20 protein-coding genes and 8 tRNA genes are annotated in these 23933 nt (G+C 67.7%); 8 read left to right on the top strand and 20 right to left on the bottom strand.

The genetic code is table 11. The features are described from left to right. Positions 1 to 120: 120 nt before the first annotated feature. A complete protein-coding gene (locus CQ393_RS05635; RefSeq protein ID WP_153190610.1) occupies positions 121 to 825 on the top strand; it encodes a protein phosphatase 2C domain-containing protein in 705 nt (234 codons plus the stop codon). Between the two features lie 34 nt (positions 826 to 859). Here CQ393_RS05635 and dnaQ read toward each other — a convergent pair whose 3' ends face one another. From dnaQ to CQ393_RS05620, 3 genes are read right to left on the bottom strand one after another with little or no spacing between them, the layout of a single operon-like run. Then, the gene (gene dnaQ / locus CQ393_RS05630) at positions 860 to 1585 is read right to left on the bottom strand and encodes a DNA polymerase III subunit epsilon (RefSeq protein WP_153190609.1); all 726 of its coding nucleotides are present in this window, start codon (positions 1583 to 1585) and stop codon (positions 860 to 862) included. An 8-nt stretch (positions 1586 to 1593) separates the two neighbouring features. Then, positions 1594 to 2046 carry a ribonuclease HI gene (rnhA, locus tag CQ393_RS05625; RefSeq protein WP_153190608.1) on the bottom strand — a complete coding sequence of 151 codons (453 nt, stop codon included), beginning with the start codon at positions 2044 to 2046 and terminating at the stop codon, positions 1594 to 1596. Between the two features lie 21 nt (positions 2047 to 2067). Continuing rightward, the gene (locus tag CQ393_RS05620; protein WP_228114289.1) at positions 2068 to 2652 is read right to left on the bottom strand and encodes a class I SAM-dependent methyltransferase; all 585 of its coding nucleotides are present in this window, start codon (positions 2650 to 2652) and stop codon (positions 2068 to 2070) included. A gap of 80 nt (positions 2653 to 2732) precedes the next feature. Between CQ393_RS05620 and gloB the strand changes: the two genes are divergently transcribed. After that, positions 2733 to 3497: a hydroxyacylglutathione hydrolase gene (gene gloB / locus CQ393_RS05615; protein ID WP_153190606.1), complete on the top strand. Its 765-nt coding sequence runs from the start codon at positions 2733 to 2735 to the stop codon at positions 3495 to 3497. Beyond that, positions 3494 to 4705 carry a transglycosylase SLT domain-containing protein gene (locus CQ393_RS05610; RefSeq protein ID WP_343199633.1) on the top strand — a complete coding sequence of 404 codons (1212 nt, stop codon included), beginning with the start codon at positions 3494 to 3496 and terminating at the stop codon, positions 4703 to 4705. The genes gloB and CQ393_RS05610 overlap by 4 nt, the downstream gene beginning before the upstream one ends. A 121-nt stretch (positions 4706 to 4826) precedes the next feature. On the opposite strand, the gene CQ393_RS05605 is transcribed toward CQ393_RS05610, so the two are convergent. The 14 genes from CQ393_RS05605 to CQ393_RS05540 all read right to left on the bottom strand — a co-directional run bounded on the left by CQ393_RS05605 (position 4827) and on the right by CQ393_RS05540 (position 14709). Beyond that, complete coding sequence (locus CQ393_RS05605; RefSeq protein ID WP_153190605.1) at positions 4827 to 6797, bottom strand: peptidyl-prolyl cis-trans isomerase; 1971 nt, start codon at positions 6795 to 6797, stop codon at positions 4827 to 4829. A gap of 168 nt (positions 6798 to 6965) precedes the next feature. Further along, positions 6966 to 7042: transfer RNA gene (locus CQ393_RS05600), tRNA-Asp, on the bottom strand. Between the two features lie 30 nt (positions 7043 to 7072). Next, positions 7073 to 7147 (bottom strand) — tRNA-Val (locus CQ393_RS05595). A 12-nt stretch (positions 7148 to 7159) separates the two neighbouring features. Then, positions 7160 to 7432: an HU family DNA-binding protein gene (locus CQ393_RS05590; RefSeq protein ID WP_054663508.1), complete on the bottom strand. Its 273-nt coding sequence runs from the start codon at positions 7430 to 7432 to the stop codon at positions 7160 to 7162. Positions 7433 to 7640: 208 nt separating this feature from the next. Continuing rightward, positions 7641 to 10097 (bottom strand): endopeptidase La, encoded by a 2457-nt coding sequence (gene lon, locus CQ393_RS05585; protein WP_153190604.1) that lies wholly within the window; start codon positions 10095 to 10097, stop codon positions 7641 to 7643. A gap of 147 nt (positions 10098 to 10244) precedes the next feature. Then, positions 10245 to 11525 (bottom strand): ATP-dependent Clp protease ATP-binding subunit ClpX, encoded by a 1281-nt coding sequence (gene clpX, locus CQ393_RS05580; protein WP_055767686.1) that lies wholly within the window; start codon positions 11523 to 11525, stop codon positions 10245 to 10247. 127 nt (positions 11526 to 11652) lie between these two features. Continuing rightward, positions 11653 to 12279: an ATP-dependent Clp endopeptidase proteolytic subunit ClpP gene (clpP, locus tag CQ393_RS05575; RefSeq protein WP_153190603.1), complete on the bottom strand. Its 627-nt coding sequence runs from the start codon at positions 12277 to 12279 to the stop codon at positions 11653 to 11655. A gap of 66 nt (positions 12280 to 12345) precedes the next feature. Beyond that, complete coding sequence (gene tig / locus CQ393_RS05570; RefSeq protein ID WP_153190602.1) at positions 12346 to 13641, bottom strand: trigger factor; 1296 nt, start codon at positions 13639 to 13641, stop codon at positions 12346 to 12348. A gap of 170 nt (positions 13642 to 13811) precedes the next feature. Then, positions 13812 to 13896 (bottom strand) — tRNA-Leu (locus tag CQ393_RS05565). Positions 13897 to 14053: 157 nt separating this feature from the next. Then, a tRNA-Lys gene (locus CQ393_RS05560) sits at positions 14054 to 14129 on the bottom strand. Between the two features lie 114 nt (positions 14130 to 14243). Then, positions 14244 to 14319: transfer RNA gene (locus CQ393_RS05555), tRNA-Lys, on the bottom strand. Between the two features lie 81 nt (positions 14320 to 14400). After that, a tRNA-His gene (locus CQ393_RS05550) sits at positions 14401 to 14477 on the bottom strand. A 34-nt stretch (positions 14478 to 14511) separates the two neighbouring features. Further along, a tRNA-Arg gene (locus tag CQ393_RS05545) sits at positions 14512 to 14588 on the bottom strand. A 44-nt stretch (positions 14589 to 14632) separates the two neighbouring features. Beyond that, positions 14633 to 14709: transfer RNA gene (locus CQ393_RS05540), tRNA-Pro, on the bottom strand. A gap of 136 nt (positions 14710 to 14845) precedes the next feature. Between CQ393_RS05540 and CQ393_RS05535 the strand changes: the two genes are divergently transcribed. After that, positions 14846 to 15607 carry a Bax inhibitor-1/YccA family protein gene (locus CQ393_RS05535; protein ID WP_153190601.1) on the top strand — a complete coding sequence of 254 codons (762 nt, stop codon included), beginning with the start codon at positions 14846 to 14848 and terminating at the stop codon, positions 15605 to 15607. A gap of 146 nt (positions 15608 to 15753) precedes the next feature. Here CQ393_RS05535 and CQ393_RS05530 read toward each other — a convergent pair whose 3' ends face one another. The 3 genes from CQ393_RS05530 to grxC all read right to left on the bottom strand — a co-directional run bounded on the left by CQ393_RS05530 (position 15754) and on the right by grxC (position 17552). After that, on the bottom strand, positions 15754 to 16758 hold the full coding sequence (locus tag CQ393_RS05530) for an isocitrate dehydrogenase (RefSeq protein ID WP_153190600.1): 1005 nt from the start codon (positions 16756 to 16758) through the stop codon (positions 15754 to 15756). A gap of 129 nt (positions 16759 to 16887) precedes the next feature. Then, positions 16888 to 17223, bottom strand: a complete 336-nt coding sequence (locus tag CQ393_RS05525) for a carboxymuconolactone decarboxylase family protein (RefSeq protein WP_228114303.1) — start codon at positions 17221 to 17223, stop codon at positions 16888 to 16890. A 53-nt stretch (positions 17224 to 17276) separates the two neighbouring features. Beyond that, positions 17277 to 17552 (bottom strand): glutaredoxin 3, encoded by a 276-nt coding sequence (grxC, locus tag CQ393_RS05520; RefSeq protein WP_153190599.1) that lies wholly within the window; start codon positions 17550 to 17552, stop codon positions 17277 to 17279. Positions 17553 to 17702: 150 nt separating this feature from the next. Between grxC and CQ393_RS05515 the strand changes: the two genes are divergently transcribed. From CQ393_RS05515 to ppk1, 4 genes are all read left to right on the top strand, one after another. After that, entirely contained in the window at positions 17703 to 19352 is a 1650-nt protein-coding gene (locus tag CQ393_RS05515; RefSeq protein WP_153190598.1) for a M48 family metalloprotease, read from the top strand. 147 nt (positions 19353 to 19499) lie between these two features. Then, positions 19500 to 20189, top strand: a complete 690-nt coding sequence (gene phoB / locus CQ393_RS05510; protein WP_343199625.1) for a phosphate regulon transcriptional regulator PhoB — start codon at positions 19500 to 19502, stop codon at positions 20187 to 20189. Positions 20190 to 20407: 218 nt separating this feature from the next. Further along, a complete protein-coding gene (gene phoR, locus CQ393_RS05505; protein WP_153190596.1) occupies positions 20408 to 21748 on the top strand; it encodes a phosphate regulon sensor histidine kinase PhoR in 1341 nt (446 codons plus the stop codon). Beyond that, positions 21745 to 23832: a polyphosphate kinase 1 gene (gene ppk1 / locus CQ393_RS05500; RefSeq protein WP_153190595.1), complete on the top strand. Its 2088-nt coding sequence runs from the start codon at positions 21745 to 21747 to the stop codon at positions 23830 to 23832. The genes phoR and ppk1 overlap by 4 nt, the downstream gene beginning before the upstream one ends. Positions 23833 to 23933: the final 101 nt, after the last annotated feature.

Genomic DNA, 23933 nt, shown 5'->3' with positions numbered 1-23933 from the left:
CCCCTCCCGCCTCCCGCGGGCGACCGCCTTGGGCCGGCACGGCGCCGGCTCTTGCCGTGCACCTGCGTGAACGCGATCATGAAAAACCTTTCCGCTGGAAACGGCCCCCTGCGGGCGCCCATGATCGAATTCGGACACCTCAGCCATGTCGGTCTGCGCCGCCAGCTCAACGAGGACACCTATTACGGTGACGGCGAGCTGGGACTGTGGCTGATCGCCGATGGCATGGGCGGGCATGCCTGCGGCGAGGTCGCCAGCGCGCTGGCGCGCGAAACCATCGTCCGCCAGATCCGCACCGGCACCGCGCTGCCGCAGGCCATCCGCGTCGCCGACGAGGAGATCATCCGCGCCTCGCGCCGGCGCAACGACAGCCTGCCGATGGGCACCACGGTGGTCGCCGCGCGCATACAGGGCAACCGCTTCGAGGTGGCCTGGGTCGGCGACAGCCGGGCCTATCTCTGGCGCGACGGCAAGCTGGCCCAGCTCAGCCAGGACCATAGCTACGTGCAGGAGCTGATCGCCCAGGGCTCGCTGACCGCCGAGCAGGCCCGCGCCCATCCGCACCGCAACGTCGTCACCCAGGCGCTGGGCGTGACCGATCCGGCCCATCTCAACGTCGCCACCATGACCGGAGAGTTGCGCCCGGGCATGCAGCTGCTGCTGTGCAGCGACGGGCTGACCGAGGAAGTGGACGACCGCAGCCTGGCGCAGACACTGGCGCAGGCCGACTGCAGCGCGCAGGAATGCGTGGATACGCTGGTGGCCGCGGCGCTGGACGGCGGCGGCTCGGACAACATCACCGCCATTCTCGTCCGCTGCCACTGAGCCGCGCGCCGGCCAGCAGCCGGCACCGTCCCGCCTACGCGGTGACGGCTTCCTCGCGCTTTTCCCCATCCCACCAGGCATGGCCGGCCTTCTTGCGCAGGCGCTCCAGGCGCGCCTCGTGCGCCTGCAGCTCGGAGGCCGTGGCCACCACCCGCGGGCGCGGCAGCAGCACCGCCGCGTCGAAGACCTGCACCATGCCCGCGCCGCCGACGGTCTCGGTTTCCGGCAGGCCGAAGCCGATTTCCTCCTGCCCCGAGGTCAGCGCGATGTAGACGTCGGCCAGGATCTGCGCGTCGAGCAGGCCGCCGTGCAGGTGGCGATGCGAATTGTCCACGCCCAGCCGCCTGCACAGCGCGTCCAGCGAGTTGCGCTGGCCGGGGAAACGCTCGCGCGCCATCGCCAGCGTATCGGTCACGGTCACCCGTTCGCCCAGCCGCCCGCGCCCCACGAGCTGCATCTCGTTCTCGAGGAAGCCCATGTCGAACGCCGCGTTGTGGATGATCAGCTCGGCGCCGTCCACATAGGCCAGGAACTCGTCGACGACTTCCTCGAAGCGCGGCTTGTCGGCCAGGAACTCCAGGCTCAGTCCGGTGACCTCCTGCGCGCCGGCCTCGAATTCGCAGTCGGGCCTGAGGTAGCGGTGGAAGTTGTTGCCGCTGGGACGGCGCTCGAGCAGCTCGACGCAGCCGATCTCGACCACGCGGTTGCCCTTCTTCCATTCCAGGCCGGTGGTTTCGGTATCAAGGACGATCTGGCGCATCACCTGCCTCAGTTGCTTGCGGCGCCGTCGCGCACGCGGATTGCTGCGTCGCGGGCCAGCTGGTCCACGCGCTCGTTGTCCGGGTCGCCATTGTGGCCCTTCACCCAGCGCCATTCGATCTGGTGGCGCCCGGTGGCGGCATGCAGGCGTTCCCACAGGTCGCGGTTCTTCACCGGGTCGCCGCCAGCGGTCTTCCAGTTGCGCCGCACCCAGCCCGGCATCCACTCGGTGATGCCCTGACGCACGTACTGCGAGTCGGTCTGCAGCATGATGTTGCAGGACTCGCTGAGCGCCTCCAATCCGGCAATGGCCGCCATCAGCTCCATCCGGTTGTTGGTGGTGTGGGCTTCGCCACCGGACAGTTCGCGCTCGTGCGCCTTGTAGCGCAGCAGGGCCGCCCAGCCGCCCGGCCCGGGATTGCCGAGGCAGGCGCCGTCGGTGTGTATTTCAATCGATTTCATGTCGTTCCGTTGAATGAAGCGTCAGGTCGCCACCGGTGCGCGCCAGCCCACGGGGCGGACGGCTTCGGGCCCGATGAAGGCCAGGGTGCGCTTCTCGAATTCCAGCACGCGGACCGCCCGCAAGGCCGGCAGCGCCCTGCCGCCAGCCTGCCCGGACTCGCTCCACAGCGGCCCCAGGTGGCGTACCGAGCGGACCCGCAATCCTTCCCGTTGCAGGAGGAGCCTGCAACGCGTGGCCGACGGCGGCCGCGCGCCCTGCCATTGCCAGTGCGCGCGGTAGGGGCTGCAGCGGTTGAGCACGGTCATCCACAGCCGCCCGCCCGGCATCAGCACGCGCGCGCACTCGGACAACAGCGTTTCCAGTTCCACCGTGGCCACATGCTGCAGGACGATGGCATTGACCGCCTCGGAGGGCAGCGGCAGCGGCAGCGCGCAGCACACCTCCCCGCCCCAGGCCCGTCCGTCGGCCGCCCGGTGCAGCCGTACCCCGCGTCCGTTTGGGGTTTCGGCCGGCAGCCAGGTGGCACAGGGCGCCAGCCACAGCCACGGCTGCGCGGGAAATCCCTGCACCTGCTCCAACAGGTAACCCTGTTCGGCAGTCCGCATCGCCTCCGCTCCAGCCTTCTCAAACCAGGCCGAGACTGCAGCTTGACGGGGGAACGGGGCGGCAGGCATGGTCCAATTCTATGCGACTGACCGCCCTGCCTGCATTCCAGGACAACTACATCTGGGCGCTGCAGGCGCCCGACGGACGCACGCTGTTCGTCGACCCGGGCCAGGCGCAGCCGGTGTTCGACGCCGCTGCGCAGGGCATGCAACCGGCGGCCGTCCTGCTCACCCATCATCACGACGACCATATCGGCGGCGTGGCCGCGCTGCGCGAACGCTGGCCGGAACTGCCGGTGTTCGCCCCCGAGGATGAACGGATTCACCTGCAATGTGAACGGGTCGGCGAAGGCGACCGGGTACAATCGGCCGGCTTCGATTTCAGGGTGCTCGCCGTCCCTGGCCACACCCGGAGCCATATCGCCTTCCATGGCCACGGTCAGCTGTTCTGTGGCGACGCGTTGTTCAGCCTGGGCTGTGGACGCATGTTCGAAGGTACGCCCGCCCAGATGCTGGCCTCGCTGAAGCGGCTGGCGGCACTGCCGGCGCAGACGCGGGTCTGCTGCGGGCACGAGTACACGCTGGGCAATGCCGTGTTCGCGCGGCATGTCGATCCCACCAACGCGGCATTGCATCGCCGCCAACAGGAAGCCATGGACATGCGCAGCCGCTCCCGCCCGACCGTTCCCTCGCTGCTGGCCAGCGAACTGGAATGCAATCCCTTCCTGCGCACGCATGCCGAACCCGTGCGCCAGGCCATCGCCGCGCGGCTGGACCGCGCACCGGTGGACGAAGCGGAAGTGTTCGCCGAATTACGGTGCTGGAAAGACGGTTTCCGCGCGTGAGGCGGCGCGGCCTGTCCCTGGCGCTGGGGCTGCTGCTCGGCGCCGGTGCCGGCGTTACCGCCGGCGCGCAGTCGCTGCCGGCCAGTGCCGGCCTGACCCAGAACATCGCATTGCTCGCGGCCCTGCCCGCCGAACCGGCCGCGCTGCCGGCACCGCTCACCCGCAACGGCCACCAGATATTCGCCAGCTTCCGCGAGGGACTGGCCATGGCGCAGTGCGATGCCGAGGCGACCAATCCCCGCTGGCGCAAGCAGTTCGCGCATGCGCCGTCGCGGCTGGGCAACGTCGAGGATGATGCCCTGCCGCTGTTCGGCTACGTCGTGGACGAACTGCGCGCGGCCGGCCTGCCCACCGAGTTCGCGCTGATCCCCTTCGTTGAGAGCGGCTACCGGCCCGGTGCGCGCAACGCCAGCGGACCGGCCGGGCTGTGGCAGTTCATCGCCACCACCGCGCGCAACCACCGGGTGCCGATGGAAAGCGGCTACGATGGCCGCCTGTCGGCGGTGGATTCCACCCGCGCCGCGGTGCGCTACCTGAAGACGCTGTACGGCATGTTCGGCGGCGACTGGCAACTGGCGGTCATGGCCTACAACGCCGGCGAGTACCGCGTCCTGCAGGCCCTGCGCCGCGGCGGCATGAACGCCCAGAACGCCCGGCCTGCCGATCTGCCCGGCCTGTCCCCGATCACCCATGCCTATGTCGAGAAGCTCCACGCCCTGGCCTGCGTACTCGAACAGGCGGAGAAGGAACCCGACCTGATGGCGGCCCTCGACCGGCCAGTGCCGGTCCTGCGCGGGCATGCGCTGCCGGCCGGGACCACCCTGGCCGACTGGTCGGCGCGCAACGCGCTGGATCCGGCGCGCGTCGCCCGCCTCAACCCGGCGGTCACCGGCAAGCGCGCCGGTATCCGGGTGCTGGCGCCGGCCCTGCCCGTAATGGACGCCGGCATGGACAGCCTGGCCATGGCCGCTCCCGCACCGACGGCGACTGCGCTACCTACGCCCGCGGCGGTCGATGTCGCCACGGCGCTGGCCGACAGGGGCGCCGGCAGCAGCGGGCGCCGCCACACGGTGCGCAGCGGCGAATCGGCCTGGACGATCGCCCGCCGCTACGGCATCCCGGTCAAGACCCTGCTTTCCCGCAACAACCTCGATGCCAAGGCGGTCCTCAAGCCGGGCATGGTGCTGCGCTTCGAGGAAAGCCGCTGACGGCGGCCCGCTGCGGCGCCACCCCCAGAAATGCGAAAGCCCGGCCATAGGCCGGGCTTTCTTGTTCATGGATGCCGGGATGCCCGCCGCCTGGCGGAGCGTCCCGGTCTCCCTGCAACGCTCAGAGCTGGGATTCCTGCACCTGCACCTTGAAGCGCTTGCGCAGGCCATCGACGAAGGCCTTGGCCGCCGCCGCGCCATCGATCTGGCTCAACTGCTGCTTCAGCATCGCCTGCTGCGGCTCCGGCACTTCCTTCAGGTCGCCCGGAGTGACCTTGGTCACCGCGAACACCGCGTAGCGGCCGTCGTCCAGCTTCACCTTGCCGTAGCTCGGCTTGCCGTCGCTGGGCGGAGCGGCGCTGAACACCGCGCGGTTGGCGGCGGCCGTCGGCATCGGCGCGGTGCGCGGCAGGCCCGGCATCGGCAGCAGTTGCAGCTTCTCGCCTTCGGCCAGCGCCTGCAGCGTCTGCCCGCCCTGCAGCTTGGCCAGCAGCGCATCGGCGGCCTTCTTCTCCGCTTCCTCGGCGCGATGCGCGTGCACCGCGGCGATCACCTGCTCGCGCGCCTGCGCCAGCGGGACGGCCTGCTCCGGCGTATGCGCGGTCACGCGGATCATCACGTTGTGGTTCGGGCCGAGTTCGATCGGATCGCTGACGGTACCGTCTTCCTTCAACGCATCGGAGAACGCCGCGCGCAGCACGGCCGGATTGGCGGCGATGCCGCTGGCGGTGGCGCGGTTGAACGGACCCAGCGTCTGCACCGGCAGGCCCACTTCCTTGGCGGCCGATTCCAGCACGGTCGGGTTCTTGTAGACCAGGTCCACCAGGCGGCCGCCCAGGTCGTTGAAGGCGCGCTCGGTGTCGGCCTGCAGCTGTTCGGCCGCCAGCTGGTCGCGCACTTCCTCGAACGGACGGCCTTCGCCGCCCTTGACCTCGCGCAGCTTCAGCACGTGATAACCGAACTCGGTCTTCACCGGCCCGGCGATCTCGCCCGGCTGCATGGCGAACAACGCGTCCTCGAACGGCTTCACCATCACGCCATGCTCGACCCAGCCCAGGTCGCCGCCTTCGGCCTTGGAACCCGGGTCGTCCGAGTTGGCCTTGGCCAGCGCGGCGAAATCGGCGCCCGGCTGCCTGGCGTCCGCCGCCAGCTTGGCAGCCTTGGCTTCGGCGGCCTTCTGCGAAGCGGCATCGCTACCGGCGCTGATCAGGATGTGCGAGGCCAGGCGCTGCTCCGGCTTGACGAAACGGGCCTTCTCCTCGTCGTAGCGACGGCGCAGCGCCGCTTCGTCCGCGGGGGCCGTCGCCGGCATGCGGGCCGCATCCAACTCGACGTATTCGATGGACACGCTTTCCGGCTGCATGAAATCGCGCGTGTGGGCGTCGTACCACTGCTTGATCTGCGCGTCGTCCACCGCCGAAGTGTCGGCTTCCGGCGCCGGCAGCATCGCGAATTCCACGTCGCGCGTCTCGCCCAGCAGCTTCAGCAGGCGCTCGCTCTCGCCCTTGGTGGCGAAGCCCGACTGCGCCAGCGCGGTGGGAATGATCGACTGCTGCAGGCTGGTGCGCACCACCTGGTCGAACATCGCAGGCGTGCGCGGCGGCTGGCTCTGCGCCAGCACCAGGCGGTACTGCTCCGCATCGAACTTGCCGTCGCGCTGGAAGGCCGGGATGGCGGCGATGTAGTTGCGCACGGCCTCGTCGCCGATCACGATGCGCGCGTCTTCGGCGGCCAGCCGCACCACCTGCTCGTCGATCAGCTGGTCGAGCACGGTGAGCTTGTTCTCGGTGGTCTCGAACTCGCGCGGATCGAAGTTGTCGCCCTGCTGCTCGCGCGTATCCATGCGCACCTGCTCGAAGCGCGCGCGGAAGTCCTCGACGCTGATCTCATGGTGGTTCCACAGGAACGACATCGGCCACCACGACGGCGCCGAGCGCCACCATGACGGCGGAGCGGATACCTTGGCGACGTTCTGCGCGCCGACACCGCCGAGATAGCTGTTGTCGATCACGAACAGGAACGGAATCATCAGCAGCCCCAGGATCACGGTCACGATCCAGCCCGAGGTCTTGTCGCGGAGTTTCTGCAGCATGGGAAAAATCAAGGCCTGATTGGCGAGCCGGGCAGTGTAACCCGCTTCCCGCCCGACGCCCAACCGAGCCGTCCGCACCCGCGACAGCGGCACCGCCACGGGCCGGCGCCATCCCGGCGACGCGGGCAAAAAAAAAGCCCCGGGCTTTCGCCCGGGGCTTGGAATCAATGGCGGAGCGGACGGGACTCGAACCCGCGACCTCCGGCGTGACAGGCCAGCATTCTAACCAGCTGAACTACCGCTCCACTTTCAATACTGCTCGACGGTGCTTTACGTGGTGGGTGCTGAGGGTTTCGAACCCCCGACCCTCTCCTTGTAAGGGAGACGCTCTACCACTGAGCTAAGCACCCCCGGTGAGCCGCTTAGTTTACAGCGTCCTTCAGGGCTTTACCAGCCTTGAACGCAGGATTTTTCGACGCGGCGATCTTGATGGTGTCGCCCGTCTTCGGGTTGCGGCCGGTGCGCTCGGCACGCTCGCGGACCTGGAAGGTGCCAAAGCCGACCAGCGTCACGGCGTCGCCCTTCTTCAGCGCCTTGGTGATCTCGGCGACGACGGCATCGACCGCACGGCCGGCTTCGGCCTTGGAGAGGTCAGCAGCGGCGGCAACGCCATCGATCAATTCGGTCTTGTTCATTATGTAAAACTCCCTATGCGGCAACCCGCGGAATAGATTGGGTTGGTCGTCGCCCATGACAGCAGCGGCGGCAACCGTAAGATCCTGCAAACACGCCGCCCGCTCGTCGAGCGGGCGCGTGAGTCGCACTTTTATACCAGCGCCCCCCTACCCACGCAAGCCGAAAAGCCAATAACGGCGCGGGTTTCAAGGGGTTTTGCGTTCATCATCAATGCTTGACGCGCGCTGCCGGAGCTGCCTTCGTCCGGCCCCGCACCGCCACGCGCTGGCCGTTCTTCTTCGCCTTCTTGGGTGCCAGCGGCGCCTCCAGCGCGATGTCCAGGACCTCGTCGATCCACTTCACCGGGATGATGTCCAGGTCGCGGGTGACGTTGGCCGGGATGTCGGCCAGGTCCTTGCGGTTCTCTTCCGGGATGATGACGGTGCGGATGCCGCCGCGCAGCGCGGCGAGCAGCTTCTCCTTCAGCCCGCCGATCGCGGTGACGCGGCCGCGCAGGGTGATCTCGCCGGTCATGGCCACGTCCGCCTTCACCGGCACCCGGCTCAGCGTGGACACCAGCGAGGTGACCATGGCGATGCCGGCGCTGGGACCGTCCTTCGGCGTGGCGCCATCGGGCACATGCAGGTGCACGTCGTGCTTCTGCAGGAAGTCCACGTCGATGCCCAGCGCCTGCGCCCGTGCGCGCACCACCGACAGGGCGGCCGTCGCCGACTCCTTCATCACATTGCCCAGCTGGCCGGTCAGCGTCACCGCGCCCTTGCCCGGGATCAGCGTCGATTCGATCTGCAGCAGGTCGCCGCCGACCTCGGTCCAGGCCAGGCCGGTGACCAGGCCCACTTCGTTCTCCTCCTCGGCACGGCCGAAATCGAAGCGGCGCACGCCCAGGTACCTGTCCAGGTTGGCCGCGTCGACCACCACCAGCGCCCTGGACTTCTTCGCTCCCTTCTTCGGCGCCTTCTTCGCCGGCTGCGGCCCGGCGAGCGCGATCTCCTTGACCACCTTGCGGCAGATCTTGGCGATCTCGCGCTCGAGATTGCGCACGCCGGATTCGCGGGTGTAGTAGCGCACGATGTCGCGGATGGCGTCTTCCTCGATGGCCAGTTCCGCCGGCTCCAGGCCATTGGCCTTGAGCTGCTTGGGCAGCAGGTAGCGCGTGGCGATGTTGAGCTTCTCATCCTCGGTGTAGCCCGGGATGCGGATCACTTCCATGCGGTCCAGCAGCGGGCCCGGGATGTTGAGCGAGTTGGAGGTCGCCACGAACATCACTTCGGACAGGTCCAGGTCCACTTCCAGGTAGTGGTCGTTGAACGCGTTGTTCTGCTCGGGATCGAGCACTTCCAGCAGCGCCGAGGACGGATCGCCGCGGAAGTCCATCGACATCTTGTCGATCTCGTCGAGCACGAACAGCGGGTTCCTGCTGCCGACCTTGTTGAGGTTCTGCACGATCCGGCCCGGCATCGAGCCGACATAGGTGCGGCGATGGCCGCGGATCTCGGCCTCGTCGCGCACGCCGCCCAGCGACATGCGCACGAACTTGCGGTTGGTCGCCTTGGCGATGGACTGGCCCAGCGAGGTCTTGCCCACGCCCGGCGGTCCGACCAGGCACAGGATCGGGCCCTTCATCTGCTTCACCCGCGACTGCACGGCGAGGTACTCGAGGATGCGGTCCTTGACCTTGTCCAGGCCGTAGTGGTCGGCATCGAGCGTGTCCTGCGCGACCTTCAGGTCCTTGCGCACCTTGGTGCGCTTCTTCCACGGCACGCCCAGCAGCCACTCCAGGTAGTTGCGCACGACCGCGGCCTCGGCCGACATCGGCGACATCTGCTTGAGCTTGTTCAGCTCGTTCTTCGCCTTGGTTTCCACCGCCTTGGGCATGCCGGCGTCGGCGATCTTGCGCGCCAGTTCCTCCAGCTCGCCCGGCGCGTCGTCGAGGTCGCCCAGTTCCTTCTGGATGGCCTTCATCTGCTCGTTGAGGTAGTACTCGCGCTGGCTCTTCTCCATCTGCGACTTGACCCGGCCGCGGATGCGCTTCTCCAGCTGCTGCACGTCGATCTCGCCGTCGACCAGGCCGACCAGCATTTCCAGCCGGTCGCCGACCTGCAGCGTTTCCAGCAGCTTCTGCTTGTCGGCCAGGCGCACGCCGATGTGGGCGGCGATGGTGTCGGCCAGCCGCGACGGTTCCTCGATGCCGTTCAGGGTCTGCAGCAGTTCCGGCGGCAGCTTGCGGTTGGTCTTGACGTACTGCTCGAACAGCGACATCAGCGAGCGCGCGATCGCCTCGATCTCGCGCGGCTCGCGCGACTCGTCCGACTCAAGCTCGATGCCGGCGCCCTGCAGCGCGCCATCCTGTTCGCGGATATTGTCCACGGCCACGCGCGCAAGGCCCTCGACCAGCACCTTGATGGTGCCGTCGGGCAGCTTCAGCAGCTGCAGCACCTGCGCCAGCGTGCCGACGGTGTACAGGTCGGCGGCGGCGGGGTCGTCCGTCTCGGCGGACTTCTGCGCGACCAGCAGGATGCGCTTGTCCGCTTCCATCGCCCGCTCCAGCGCCTGCATGGATTTGTCGCGCCCGACGAACAGCGGAATGACCATGTGCGGGAACACCACCACGTCGCGCAGCGGCAGGACCGGCAGGTCGAGGACTTGGGTTTGGGACTGGGCCATGGGGGGCTCCACTTGGATTCGGGGGTGGCCATGAAAAAAGCCGATGGCCCCGTTATGGGGCCATCGGCAGGGTGATGCAAGTGGCGTCGAGGGAAGGTCCTGAACCCGGCTTCAGCCGCCGTGGACGGAGCGTTCCCCGCAGCCTGTTCAGTCGCCCGAAGCGGCCTTGGCCGGCGGCGTCTGGTAGATCACGTAGGGCTCGGACTTGTGTTCGATGACTGATTCGTCGACCACCACCTTGCTCACGTTCTCCTGCGACGGCAGGTCGTACATGGTGTCCAGCAGCACCGACTCGACGATGGTGCGCAGGCCGCGGGCGCCGGTCTTGCGCTTGAGCGCCTTCTTGGCGATGGCCGACAACGCATCCGGGCGGAACTCCAGCTCGACGTTCTCCATCTCGAACAGCTTCTTGAACTGCTTGGTGATGGCGTTCTTCGGCTCGGTCAGGATCTTGATCAGCGCCGCCTCGTCCAGCTCCTCCAGGGTCGCCACCACCGGCAGGCGGCCGACGAACTCGGGGATCAGGCCGAACTTGATCAGGTCCTCGGGCTCGACCTCGGCCAGCACCTTGCCCACTTCCTGCTTGCGCTCGCTGCTCTTGACCTTGGCGCCGAAGCCGATGCCGCCTGCGTCGCTGGAACGCGCCTGGATCACCTTGTCCAGCCCGGCGAACGCGCCGCCGCAGATGAACAGGATGTTCTTGGTGTCCACCTGCAGGAATTCCTGCTGCGGGTGCTTGCGCCCGCCCTGCGGCGGCACGCTGGCCACGGTGCCTTCGATCAGCTTCAGCAGCGCCTGCTGCACACCTTCGCCGGACACGTCGCGGGTGATCGACGGGTTCTCGCTCTTGCGCGAGATCTTGTCGATCTCGTCGATGTAGACGATGCCCTGCTGCGCCTTCTCGACGTCGTAGTCGCACTTCTGCAGCAGCTTCTGGATGATGTTCTCCACGTCCTCGCCGACGTAGCCGGCTTCGGTCAGCGTGGTCGCATCGGCCATGGTGAACGGCACGTTGAGCAGGCGCGCCAGCGTTTCGGCCAGCAACGTCTTGCCCGAGCCGGTCGGGCCGACCAGCAGGATGTTGGACTTGGACAGCTCGACGTCGTCGCTCTTCTGACGGCTCTCGATGCGCTTGTAGTGGTTGTACACGGCCACCGCCAGCGTGCGCTTGGCGCGGTTCTGGCCGATCACGTACTGATCCAGGACCTCGAGGATCTCGCGCGGCTTGGGCAGCGAGCTGCGCGCCGACTGCGCCTTCTCCTCGAGTTCCTCGCGGATGATGTCGTTGCACAGCTCCACGCATTCATCGCAGATGAACACGCTCGGACCCGCGATCAGCTTGCGTACTTCATGCTGACTCTTGCCGCAGAACGAGCAGTAAAGGATCTTGCCGCTGTCTCCGGAACGACCTTGCCGGTCTTCGCTCATGCTTCGCTTACCCAGTTGCTCCCCCCGTGAACAGGGGGTTCGATTTCGAGAATAGCACAGGGCCGGATGGACGCCAGTCCAGTTCCGACCCTGCAGAAAACGCCGTGTTTTCGGCTACTTGCGCCGGTCACGCCGGCTGGATCGACTCTTCCGAGCGACGATCCACGACCTGGTCGACCAGACCGTATTCCTTCGCCGCTTCCGCGCTCAGGAAACGGTCGCGCTCCATGTCCAGCTCGATCCGCTCAAGCGGCTGCCCGGTGTGCTGGGCGTACAGCCCATTCAGGCGCTGGCGCAGGTACAGGATTTCCTTGGCGTGGATTTCGATGTCGGTCGCCTGGCCCTGCGCGCCGCCGGACGGCTGGTGGATCATCACCCGCGAGTTCGGCAGCGCGAACCGCTTGCCCTTGGCGCCGGCCATCAGCAGGAACGACCCCATGCTGCATGCCTGGCCGGTGCACATGGTGCTGACGTCGGGCTTGATGAACTGCATCGTGTCGTAGATCGCCAGTCCCGCCGTCACCACGCCACCGGGCGAGTTGATGTACAGGTGGATGTCCTTCTCGGGGTTCTCCGCCTCGAGGAACAGCATCTGCGCGACCACGAGGTTGGCGACGTGATCGTCGATCGCGCCGACCAGGAAGATGATCCGTTCCTTGAGCAGGCGCGAATAGATGTCGTAGGCGCGCTCGCCGCGGCTGGTCTGTTCGACCACCATCGGAACCATGTTCAAGGCTGTGGTTCGGTTGTCCATGTGAGGCACCTGTGTTTGACGGGGAACATCCCCGCGCCGGGGCGCGGGGCGGGTGGAGCGGCCGCCTTACGGGCGGATCGCTTCCTGGAACGACAGGGTCTGCTCGGTGTGCTGGGCACGCTCGGCGATCCAGTCGATGACCTGCTCTTCCATGACGCGGTTCTGCAGGCCACCCATCAGCTGGGGGTCGTTGCGGTACATCTCAATGACCTGCTCCGGCTCTTCGTAGGTCGAGGCGATCAGGCGCATGGTTTCGTTCAGGCGCTTCGGGTCCAGGCGGAGGTCGTTCTTCCGCGCGACCTCGCCGACCAGCAGGCCGACCAGCACGCGCTTGGAGGCGGCGTCCTTGAACCCTTCGTGCGCGTCGGCCGGCACCTGGCCCGGGTTGCCGCCCTGGCGACGGATCGCATCGACCTGCTGGGCGAGCATAGCGCGCGCTTCGTTCTCGACCAGGCGCGGCGGCAGTTCGACCGACGCATAGGCGGCGATCAGCTGCTCGCCCACTTCGCGGCGCAGGCGGTTCATCAGCGCGCCCTTGAGCTCGCGCTCCAGGTTGGAACGGATGTCGGCGCGGAACTGCTCCAGCTCGCCGTTCTTCACGCCGAAGCTCTTGATGAAGGCGGCATCGACCTCTGGCACCACCGGCTCGGACACCTCGGTGGCCTTGACCGTGACCTTGACGTTGCGGCCGGCCAGTGCCGGCACGCGCCAGTCGGCCGGGAACTCGACGTCCAGCGTCTTCTCGTCGCCCTTGGCCAGGCCGACCAGGCCCTTCTCGATCTGCTCAAACATCATGCCCTGGCCAATAACGATCGTGCCCTGCTCGGCGCCTTCGGCCGGCAGACGCTCGTCGCCGGCCTGCGACCAGGTTTCCAGCGCGACCAGATCGCCTTCCTGCGCACCGCGCGCGACCGCCTTCCAGCTGCGGCGCTGCTGGCGCAGGTTCTCGATCATCTGGTCGATGTCGGCGTCGGTGACCTCGGCGGCGTGGCGCACCACGGTCAGCTTGGTCACGTCGACGTCGCCGAAGTCCGGCACCAGTTCGACGGTGGCGACGAAATCGAACTCGCCTTCGCCGGCCTTGTCGATGCGCGGGTTGCCGGCGATGCGCAGCTCATGCTGGCGCAGCGCGGCGTCGAAGGTTTCGCGCAGCAGGCCGTCCATCGCCTCGGCGCGCACCTGCTGGCCGAAACGCTGCTCGACCACCTTGGCCGGCACCTTGCCCGGACGGAAGCCCTTGATGCGCACGGTGCGGGCGATCTCGCCGAGCCGGCCACTGATGTGGCTCTGCAGGCGCTCCTCCGGCAGGGAGAAGGTCAGGCGGCGTTCCAGGTTGCCGGTGGATTCGATCGAAGCTTGCATGTGGACTCCTGCCACCGGTGGCGCCCAGGCCCCGGTACGATGTGGAAGATGAACGGTTTCCGGCGGAGACTTGATCCCGCCGCAGCCCTGTAGTTTCGCCGATTCCGGCGGGCGCTTCCAGCCTGCCGCCAGACAGCCGCGCCCGGGAGACCATCCGGCCGACCCACGGATGGTGCGAAAGGGGGGACTCGAACCCCCACGCCTTGCGGCACTGGAACCTAAATCCAGGGCGTCTACCAATTCCGCCACTTTCGCGTCCGGCCGGCATTATCGCAGGCCGCGCAGGCAAAAAACCGCCGGAAACGCCCGTTCGGCGACCACGAGGCGCTACCGCACGGGACGCCGCGCCGGGGCCGCCGGCGATGCGCGGACACAAAGAAAAGGGCACCCGCCGCAGCGGATGCCCTTTGTCTGGTGGGCTGTCAAGGATTCGAACCTTGGACCTATTGATTAAGAGTCAACTGCTCTACCAACTGAGCTAACAGCCCTGAAACAACAACGATGCGCGCAACCAACCGCGGCACCTTACTCCTGCCCTGGAACGCAGGCTCCTCTGCTGGAGAGGAAAACAGCCACCCGGCGTACCGGATGGCTGTCTCGATTGGTGGGCCGTCAAGGATTCGAACCTTGGACCAATTGATTAAGAGTCAACTGCTCTACCAACTGAGCTAACGGCCCTGAAAATCAGGGGGCGAATGTTACCCGCACCCTTCAGTTCTTTCAACCCCGGAATGCACTTCCCGGCGTCTTTCTGTTCAGTGGGGTGGCTGAGGGGATTCGAACCCCCGACCACCGGAATCACAATCCGGTACTCTAACCAACTGAGCTACAGCCACCACTGAAAAACAACAACCCACCGCTTGCGCCAATTGGCGCGCCCGACAGGAATCGAACCTGTAACCGCCGGCTTAGAAGGCCGGTGCTCTATCCAGTTGAGCTACGGGCGCTCTGACCGGATCGTCGCACTCCAACGCGCGCTGGTCGCATCGGATGGTCGGGGTAGAGGGATTCGAACCCCCGACATCCTGCTCCCAAAGCAGGCGCGCTACCAGACTGCGCTATACCCCGGCGGTGAATCTCCCGAGGTTCCCCCCGAAAGGTCGGCTATTGTCGGAACTGCGAGGCAGTCTGTCAACGGCGGATTTCATCGCGACGGGGTTGGTTATGCTGCGGGCATTCCTCCGCATTCTCCAAGGAGTTCCTCATGCGCAGCGGCAACCCCGCCCTTTCCGACTCCACCTTCCTCGATTCCGGCAGCGGCGCCGTGGTCTCGCGCGGTACCGGGGCGATGACCCTCAACGGCACCGTCAACAGGACCGGCCTGCTGCTGTTGCTGGCGGCGCTGACCGCGGCCTTCGCCTGGAACCACACGTTGACCGATACGGGCGAACTGGCCAGCGGCGCGCGCCTGTACCTGTGGGGCGGCCTGATCGGCGGCTTCGTGCTGGCGATGGTCACCATCTTCAAGAAGAACTGGGCGCCGGTCAGCGCGCCGCTGTACGCGCTGGCCGAAGGCCTGTTCCTGGGTACGATCTCGGCGATCTACGAGGCGCGCTTCCAGGGCATCGTGTTCCAGGCGGTGCTGCTGACCTTCGGCACCCTGTTCGCGTTGCTGTTCGCCTACCGCAGCGGGCTGATCAAGGCGACCGAGAACTTCAAGCTCGGCGTGGTCGCGGCCACCGGCGGCATCGCCTTGGTGTACCTGGCGACCATCGTGCTGGGCCTGTTCGGCATCCAGATCCCCTACATCCACGAGTCGGGACTGATCGGCATCGGCTTCAGCCTGTTCGTGGTGGTGATCGCGGCGCTGAACCTGGTGCTGGATTTCGACTTCATCGAGAGCGGCGTGGAGGCCGGCGCGCCCAAGTACATGGAGTGGTACGGCGCGTTCGGGCTGATGGTCACACTGGTGTGGCTGTACATCGAGTTCCTGCGCCTGCTGTCCAAGCTGCAGTCGCGCAACTGATTGCGCACCGGCTCTCGTAGGAGCGACTTCAGTCGCGAGGGACTTTACCGGTGAAGCCCTTCGCGACTGAAGTCGCTCCTACGAAGCCGGGGACGAACGAAGAAGGGCGCCATCGGCGCCCTTCTTTTCACCCTCCGCAGCGCGCCTTACAGGCGGCTGGCGATGGCCCTGGCGAAGTCCATGGTGCCGCCGGTGCCGCCCAGGTCGCCGGTCAGCGAATCCTTGGCTTCCATGGTGGCGACGATGGCCTTGCGCAGGCGTTCGGCGTTTTCCGGCTGGCCGACGTGGTCCAGCATCTGCGCCGCGCCAAGCAGCAGCGCGCACGGGTTGGCGATGCCCTTGCCGGCGATGTCCGGCGCGGTGCCGTGCACGGCCTCGAAAATGGCCGCGCCCTCGCCGATGTTGGCACCCGGGGCCATGCCCAGGCCGCCGACCAGGCCGGCGCACAGGTCGGAGATGATGTCGCCGAACAGGTTGGTGGTGACGATCACGTCGAACTGTTCCGGACGCATCACCAGCTGCATGCAGGCGTTGTCCACGATCATTTCCTGGAACTCGATCTCCGGATAGTTCGCGGCCACTTCGCGGGCGACGTTCAGGAACAGGCCCGAGGTCGACTTGATGATGTTGGCCTTGTGCACGGCGGTGACCTTCTTGCGGCCGGTGCTGCGGGCCAGTTCGAAGGCATAGCGCACGATGCGCTCGGAGCCCTTGCGGGTGATTCGGGTGCCGGAGAACGCGGTCTCGCCGTCGGCCGAGACTTCCTGGCCTTCGGACAGGTAGGCGCCTTCGGTGTTCTCGCGCACGGTGATCAGGTCTACGTTCTCGTAGCGCGACTTGGTGTTCGGGAACGAGATGGCCGGGCGCACGTTGGCGTACAAGTCGAACTGGCGGCGCAGGGCCACGTTGATCGAGCTGAAGCCGCCGCCCACCGGCGTGGTCAGCGGGCTCTTCAACGCGACCTTGTTCTTCTTGATCGATTCCAGCGTGCTGGCCGGGATCAGCTCACCGTGCTTTTCCAGCGCGGCCAGGCCGGCGTCGGCGAATTCGTAGGACAGCCCGGCGCCGAGCTTGTCCAGCACGAACAGGGTGGCGTCCATGATTTCCGGGCCGATGCCATCGCCGCGGATGACGGTGATTGTCTGCGTCATGATTTGGGTTCCGAACAGAGAGGGGGGAGCGCGCCGGCCGGCTGCCCGGAATCAGGCGCATCCAAAAGTTTCAACTGTCAATTATGCCCGATCCGGCCTGCCCGCCCCAACTGGACCAAGGTCGCAGGTTCAGCCGTGGTCGTGCCCGGCGGGCGCCTGCGCGGCCCCGGACTCCAGCTGGTCCAGGAAATCCACCGCGCGCCGCAGGTGCGGGATCACGATCGAGCCGCCGACCACCAGGCCCACCGAGAAGGTCTCGAAGAACTCCTCGCGGTTGACCCCGGCGTCCTTGCACTGGGCCACGTGGTAGCTGATGCAGTCGTCGCAGCGCAGCACCAGCGAGGCCACCAGCCCCAGCAGTTCCTTGGTCTTCACGTCCAGCGCGCCGGCCTGGTAGGTCTGCGTATCCAGCGCGAAGAAGCGGCGCACGACCTGGTTCGGCTCGGCCAGGATGCGCTGGTTCATGCGCTGGCGGAATTCGGTGAATTCGGCCAGGCGGTCCTTGTCGCCGGCGGCGCTCACGCGCCCTCCCCCGCGAGCAGCGGCTCGAGCTTGCCGGCGCGGTGCAGCGCCATCATGTCGTCGTAGCCGCCGACGTGGACGTCGCCGACGAAGATCTGCGGCACGCTGGTGCGGCGGGTGCGCGTCATCATCTTCTCGCGTTCTGCCGGGTCCAGGTCGATGCGCACCTCGTTCCAGGTGCGGCCCTTGCTCTTGAGGAAATTCTTGGCGGCCACGCAGTACGGGCACACGGCGGTGGAATAGATGGTGATCTCGGGTGTCTGGCTGCTCATGGGAACCTCCGCGCGGGATTGTTGTCCCTCTATGGTAGCGACCGGGCCGATCACACTGGTCGCCGATGGAACACTGCGGGTTAACCTGCGCTTCACACCCGCCGGCCGCTTCCCCGTCATTCTCCGCCCCATCCCACCGGAGCCTCCCGCTTGCGCACGCTGCTGCTCGCCACCGCCGTCACCCTGGCCCTGGCCGCGCCCCTGTCCCTTGCGCAGGAAAGCAGGCTGCCGGACATCGGCTCGTCCGCCGGCGAGCTGCTGACCCCGGCCCGCCAGGCCGAATACGGCGGGATGATGCTGCGCGAACTGCGCAACTACGGCTATCTGCTCGACGACCCGCTGGTCGACGAATGGCTGCAGGCCATGGGCACCCGGCTGGGCTCCAACAGCGCCCAGCCGCAGCAGAAATTCACCTTCTTCATGCTCAAGGACCGGCAGATCAACGCCTTCGCCACGCTGGGCGGCTACATCGGCATGAACGCCGGCCTGGTGCTGACCGCCGAGCGCGAGGACGAGGTCGCCGCGGTGCTGTCGCACGAGATCTCGCACGTCACCCAGCAGCACGTGCTGCGCAGCGTCGAGAAGGCCCAGCGCGACCAGATCCCGATCCTGCTGGGCATGCTGGCGGCGGTGGTCGCCGCGCAGCAGGCCGGCGGCAATTCCTCGGGCGATGCCACCATGGCGGCGATCACCTCGGGCATGGGTCTGATGCAGCAGCTGCAGATCAACTTCACCCGCTCCAACGAATCGGAAGCCGACCGGCTCGGCATCCGCACGCTGGCGCGCAGCGGCTACGACGTCGATGCGATGGCCGGCTTCTTCGAGCGCATGTCCGCGGCGATGCGCGGCAACGAGGGCGGCTATTCCACGCCCGATTTCCTGCGCACCCACCCGGTCACCGTCACCCGCATCAGCGAGGCCAAGTCCCGCGCCGAGCAGATGAAGAAGGACACGGTGCTGCTGACCACGGCTACGCCCACCGGCGTGCGCCAGGAACGGGTGAATCCCACCGAGCCCAGCACCGACCCGATCAAGGCCAGCGGCAACCCGCTGCTGCCCGGCTCGATGCAGTTGTCGCTGCCTTCGCTCGGCCTGCCGCGCGGCGCCAGCGGCCAGTTCGACTGGGCCCGCGAACGCCTGCGCGTGCTCAGCGCGCCCACGCCCTCCGAACTGGTGCGCGAATACCAGGACCTGCGCCGCAGCCAGAAGAACGGCCTGAGCGACCCGCAGCGCTATGGCGTGGCCATCGCCCAGCTCCGCGACGGCGGCAACGCGGTCCCGCAGGCATTGCAGGACCTGCAGCAGCTGCAGTCCGAGCATCCCGACAACCTGTGGGTGAACCTGGCGCTGGGCGAGGCCGAATCGCGCAACGGCCGCCACGCCGACGCCAACCGCCGCTTCGACGCCCTGCTGCTCAAGCTGCCGCAGAGCCGGCCGGTAGCCCTGACCTACGCGCAGATACTCAACGAACAGGGCGGCGTGGAGGCCGGCAGGCGCGCCCAGGCCATGCTGCGCCCGCTGCTGGCGCGCGCCGGCGACGACCCGGTATTCCAGCGCACCTTCGCCCGCGCCTGCGAACTGGCCGGCGACACGCCCCGCGCCAGCGAGGCCTATGCGGAAGCGGCTTACCTGAACGGCCGTCCCGAACAGGCCTTGCTCCAGTTCCAGGCCCTGCTCAAGCAGCCGGGTCTGGACTACGTGAGCCGCTCCCGGGTCGATGCGCGCATCGAGGCGATCATGCCCACGGTGCTGGAGATGCGCAGGCTGGGCGTGCGCGATCCGGACATGGAGCGCCGGTAACGCCGGCCGCTCACCGCCCCCGACCGGCACCGCGCGATGCCGGTTCTGGCGGGCGCCGCCCCGCCCTTTGCGCTGTCACAAACCCGTCATCAAACCGTAGTCTACTGGGCACATCCCCGCTCCAACGGGCTCCCTGGCAGGCAAGACGTGCAGAAACGCATCCTTATCGTCGACGACGAACCGGCAATCCGCGACATGGTCGCCTTCGCCCTGCGCAAGGGCGAATACGAGCCGGTGCATGCCGGCGACGCGCTCGAGGCGCAGACGGCCATCGCCGACCGCGTGCCGGACATGATCCTGCTGGACTGGATGCTCCCGGGCACCAGCGGGCTGGAGCTGGCCCGCCGCTGGCGCAAGGAAACGCTGACCCGCGACGTGCCGATCATCATGCTCACCGCGCGCGGCGAGGAGAACGACCGCGTCGGCGGCCTGGAGGCCGGCGTGGACGACTACGTGGTCAAGCCGTTCTCGGCGCGCGAACTGCTGGCGCGCATCCGCGCGGTGATGCGCCGCACCCGCGACGACGACGAGGATGGCAGCGTGGCGATCGGCCCGATCCGCATCGACGGCGCCGCGCACCGCGTGTTCGCCGGCGATGCGCCGGTCTCGATCGGCCCGACCGAGTACCGCCTGCTGCACTTCTTCATGACCCATCCCGAGCGCGTCTACACCCGCTCGCAGCTGCTCGATCACGTGTGGGGCGGCAGCGTGTACGTGGAGGAGCGCACCATCGACGTGCACATCCGCCGCCTGCGCAAGACGCTGGAACCGTTCGGCGCGGAAAACATGGTGCAGACCGTGCGCGGCGCCGGCTACCGTTTCTCGGCATCTTGTTGAAGCGGGGAACAGGGGAAGGGGGCAAGGCCGGGAGTTCGTGGAAAAGCCGGGACTCACCTGAGCGACGTAAGTCTCCGGCGCGGCCCCATCGCTCCCCTTTCCCCGCCCGATGAGCAATAGTTGAAGCAACACGAACATTCCCTCCCCGCCTGCACGCATCAGGCGCCCAATTTCCTCCCATTCCCTTTTCCCTGTTCCCACATTCCCCGCTCCCCCCAATGCCCCGCCAATTCCGATCCGCCTGGTTGAAGACGCTGGCCACCGTGGCCGCGCTGCTGCTGTCGGCCCTGCTGATCGGCGCGCTGCTCGGCCATCCGGCGCTGGTGGTGGCGCTGGCCGCGCTCGGCATCCTGGCCTGGCACTACTGGCGGCTGCGCCAGGTGCTGCTGCGCCTGACCGCGCGCCAACGCTGGGAAACGGCCAGCGGCACCGGCGTGTGGAACGAACTCGACCGCCTCCTGCACCGCAACCAGCAGGAAATGCGCGCGCGCAAGCGGCGCCTGATCGACATGCTGCGCAGCTACCGCGCCGCCGCCGCGGCGCTGCCCGACGCGGTGGTGGTGGTGGACCGCAACACCCAGCGCGTGCAGTGGTTCAACGAAGCGGCCACCGCGCTGCTCGGCCTGCAGCACCCGGCCGACATGGACGCGCCGCTGGTCGAACGCCTGCAGCCGCTGCCGCTGGCGCACTGGCTGGCCGGCGGCCGCAACGCCGAGCCGATCCTGGACGCCAACTCGCCGGTCGACCCGGGCATCCGCCTGCACCTGCGCCTGATCCCGTATTCGGACCACCACTGGCTGCTGGTGGCGCGCGACGTCACCAAGCTGCTGCACCTGGAGCAGGTGCGCCGCGACTTCGTCGCCAACGTCTCGCACGAGCTGCGCACGCCGCTGACCGTGGTGCACGGCTACCTGGACATGATGGACCCGGAGGATTTCCCCGATACCGGGCCGATGCTGGCGGAGATGCGCAAGCAGTCCCAGCGCATGGCGCAGCTGGTGGAAGACCTGCTCACCCTGTCGCGGCTGGAATCGCAGCAGCACACCGAGCTGGAAACCGTGGCGATGGCCTCGATGCTTTCCTCGCTGCGGCGCGAGGCCGAGGCGCACAGCCAGGGCCGCCACACCATCGCCGTCGAGGACAGCGCAGGCGTCGACCTGGCCGGCTCCAACAAGGAACTGCACAGCGCGTTCTCCAACCTGGTCACCAACGCGGTGCGCTACACCCCGGCCGGCGGCCGCATCACCCTGACCTTCGCCCGCGAAGGCAAGGGCGCGGTGCTGGCGGTGACCGACACCGGCTACGGCATTCCCGCCAATCACCTGCCGCGCCTGACCGAACGCTTCTACCGCGTGTCCAGCAGCCGTTCGCGTGAGAGCGGCGGCACCGGCCTGGGCCTGTCCATCGTCAAACACATCCTCGGCCTGCACCAGGCGCGGCTGGAAATCCGCAGCGAAGTCGGCCAGGGCAGCACCTTCGCCTGCCATTTCGACGCCGAACACGTGCGTCCGCGCAGCGCCCTCCCCTCGTCCCCCTCCACGGAAGACTTCCCGGCATGAACGCTCCCGTCCCGCCTCCCGCACCGGCGGTCTCCGGCAACGATCCGCTGCGCGACCCGGCGCTGTACATCAACCGCGAACTGTCGCAGCTGGACTTCAACTTCCGCGTGCTGGCGCAGGCGATGGACGAGCAGGTGCCGCTGCTGGAGCGGCTGCGCTTCCTGTGCATTTCCTGCACCAACCTGGACGAGTTCTTCGAGATCCGCGCCGCGGCGGTGCGCCACGCGCAGGAATTCGGCCTGCCGCCGGCGCCGGACGGGCTGAGCCCGCAGGAAATCCTGACCGCCATCCACGACCGCGCCGCCGAACTGGTGGAGCAACAGTACCGCTGCTGGAACGACGTACTGCGGCCGGCCCTGCAGGAAGCGGGCATCGGCATCCTCTCGCCCTCGACCTGGACCGCGCGCCAGCGCCGCTGGCTGCGCGCCTATTTCCGCAACGAGATCATGCCGGTGCTCTCGCCGCTCGGGCTGGACCCGTCGCATCCGTTCCCGAAGATCCTCAACAAATCGCTGAACATCGTCGTCGTGCTCAAGGGCACCGACGCCTTCGGCCGCGCCGGCCACCTGGCGCTGGTGCGCGCGCCGCGCTCGCTGCCGCGCATCATCCAGTTGCCCAGATCGCTGGGCGGTACGCAGGATTTCGTGCTGCTCTCGGCGGTGCTGTCCACCTTCGTCGACGAACTGTTCCCGGGCATGGACGTGCGCGGCGCCTACCAGTTCCGCGTCACCCGCAACTCCGAGCTGGTGGTGGACGAGGAGGAAGTGGAGAACCTGGCGCTGGCGCTGCGCGACGAACTGGTCGACCGCGGCTACCGGCCCGCGGTGCGGCTTGAGATCGCCCACGACTGCCCGCGCGCGATCGTGCAGACCCTGCTGCAGAATTTCGGCCTATCCGAGAACGCCGCCTACCGCATCGACGGTTCGGTCAACCTCAACCGCGTGATCCAGGTCTACGACCTGGTACAGCGGCCGGACCTGAAATACCCGCCGATGACGCCGCGCGTGCTCAAGACGTCCGAAGGCATCTTCGCGGCGGTGGCGCGCGGCGACGTGCTGCTGCACCACCCGTTCGACTCGTTCAGCACCGTGCTGGAGCTGATCCGCGAAGCGGCGGCGGACCCGAACGTGCTGGCGATCAAGCAGACGCTCTACCGCACCGGCAAGGATTCGGGGATCGTCGAGGCGCTGATCCAGGCCGCGCGCAACGGCAAGGACGTGACCGTGGTGGTGGAACTGCGCGCGCGCTTCGACGAGGAGGCCAACCTGGGCCTGGCCGACCGCCTGCAGGACGCCGGCGTGCAGGTGGTCTACGGCGTGGTCGGCTACAAGACCCACGCCAAGATGCTGCTGATCGTGCGCCGCGAGGGCCGCAAGCTGCGCCGCTACGTGCACCTGGGCACCGGCAACTACCACAGCGGCACTGCGCGCGCCTACACCGACCTGAGCCTGATCACCGCCGACCCGGACATCGGCAACGACGTGCACCAGCTGTTCCAGCAGCTGTCCGGGCTGGCCCCGAAGATGAAGCTGGAGTGCCTGCTGCAGTCGCCCTTCACCCTGCACGCCGGCCTGCTGCAGCGGATCGAGCGCGAGATGCGGTTGGCGCTGGACGGCAAGCCGGGCCGCATCGTCGCCAAGATGAACGCGCTCAACGAGCCGCAGGTGATCCGCGCCCTGTACGCGGCCTCGCAGGCCGGCGTGCAGATCGACCTGATCGTGCGCGGCGCCTGCACCCTGCGCCCCGGCGTGGAAGGGGTATCGGACAACATCCGCGTGCGCTCGATCGTCGGCCGCTTCCTGGAGCACAGCCGCGTCTACTGGTTCGGCAACAACGGCGCACCGGAACTGTTCTGCGCCAGCGCCGACTGGCTGGAGCGCAACCTGCTGCGGCGCGTGGAGACCTGCTTCCCGATCCTGGACAGCGACCTGGCCCGGCGCATCTACCGCGAGGTGCTGCAGAACTACCTGGACGACAACCTCAACGCCTGGGAACTGCAGGCCGACGGCCGCTACCGCAAGTGCGTGCCACAGCCCGGCCAGCCGCCGCACTCGGCCCAGCAGGCGCTGCTGGAGGCGCTGTAGCACGCCCCCGGCCCCGGTGTAGGAGCGGCTTCAGCCGCGAAGGGGCTTTCCCGGCCATCCGAACCTGCGTTGCGGGTGGAAACATCGGTAGGAAGTCCCCT

This window comes from Stenotrophomonas sp. MYb238 (assembly GCF_009496535.1).
Lineage (GTDB): Bacteria > Pseudomonadota > Gammaproteobacteria > Xanthomonadales > Xanthomonadaceae > Stenotrophomonas.
The sequence above is the reverse complement of the archived record's forward strand: the minus strand, read 5'-3'. Positions and strand labels throughout refer to the sequence as shown.

Bases quoted from the DNA above. Each gene is read 5' to 3' on its own strand.
- phoR (WP_153190596.1), top strand. From the start codon at position 20,408: ATGCCCCGCCAATTCCGATCCGCCTGGTTGAAGACGCTGGCCACCGTG.
- tig (WP_153190602.1), bottom strand. From the start codon at position 13,641: ATGCAAGCTTCGATCGAATCCACCGGCAACCTGGAACGCCGCCTGACC.
- clpP (WP_153190603.1), bottom strand. From the start codon at position 12,279: ATGGACAACCGAACCACAGCCTTGAACATGGTTCCGATGGTGGTCGAA.
- CQ393_RS05620 (WP_228114289.1), bottom strand. From the start codon at position 2,652: ATGCGGACTGCCGAACAGGGTTACCTGTTGGAGCAGGTGCAGGGATTT.
- dnaQ (WP_153190609.1), bottom strand. From the start codon at position 1,585: ATGCGCCAGATCGTCCTTGATACCGAAACCACCGGCCTGGAATGGAAG.
- CQ393_RS05530 (WP_153190600.1), bottom strand. From the start codon at position 16,758: ATGACGCAGACAATCACCGTCATCCGCGGCGATGGCATCGGCCCGGAA.
- CQ393_RS05635 (WP_153190610.1), top strand. From the start codon at position 121: ATGATCGAATTCGGACACCTCAGCCATGTCGGTCTGCGCCGCCAGCTC.
- lon (WP_153190604.1), bottom strand. From the start codon at position 10,097: ATGGCCCAGTCCCAAACCCAAGTCCTCGACCTGCCGGTCCTGCCGCTG.
- gloB (WP_153190606.1), top strand. From the start codon at position 2,733: ATGCGACTGACCGCCCTGCCTGCATTCCAGGACAACTACATCTGGGCG.
- CQ393_RS05525 (WP_228114303.1), bottom strand. From the start codon at position 17,223: ATGAACCAGCGCATCCTGGCCGAGCCGAACCAGGTCGTGCGCCGCTTC.
- CQ393_RS05590 (WP_054663508.1), bottom strand. From the start codon at position 7,432: ATGAACAAGACCGAATTGATCGATGGCGTTGCCGCCGCTGCTGACCTC.
- CQ393_RS05535 (WP_153190601.1), top strand. From the start codon at position 14,846: ATGCGCAGCGGCAACCCCGCCCTTTCCGACTCCACCTTCCTCGATTCC.
- grxC (WP_153190599.1), bottom strand. From the start codon at position 17,552: ATGAGCAGCCAGACACCCGAGATCACCATCTATTCCACCGCCGTGTGC.
- CQ393_RS05605 (WP_153190605.1), bottom strand. From the start codon at position 6,797: ATGCTGCAGAAACTCCGCGACAAGACCTCGGGCTGGATCGTGACCGTG.
- ppk1 (WP_153190595.1), top strand. From the start codon at position 21,745: ATGAACGCTCCCGTCCCGCCTCCCGCACCGGCGGTCTCCGGCAACGAT.
- clpX (WP_055767686.1), bottom strand. From the start codon at position 11,525: ATGAGCGAAGACCGGCAAGGTCGTTCCGGAGACAGCGGCAAGATCCTT.
- rnhA (WP_153190608.1), bottom strand. From the start codon at position 2,046: ATGAAATCGATTGAAATACACACCGACGGCGCCTGCCTCGGCAATCCC.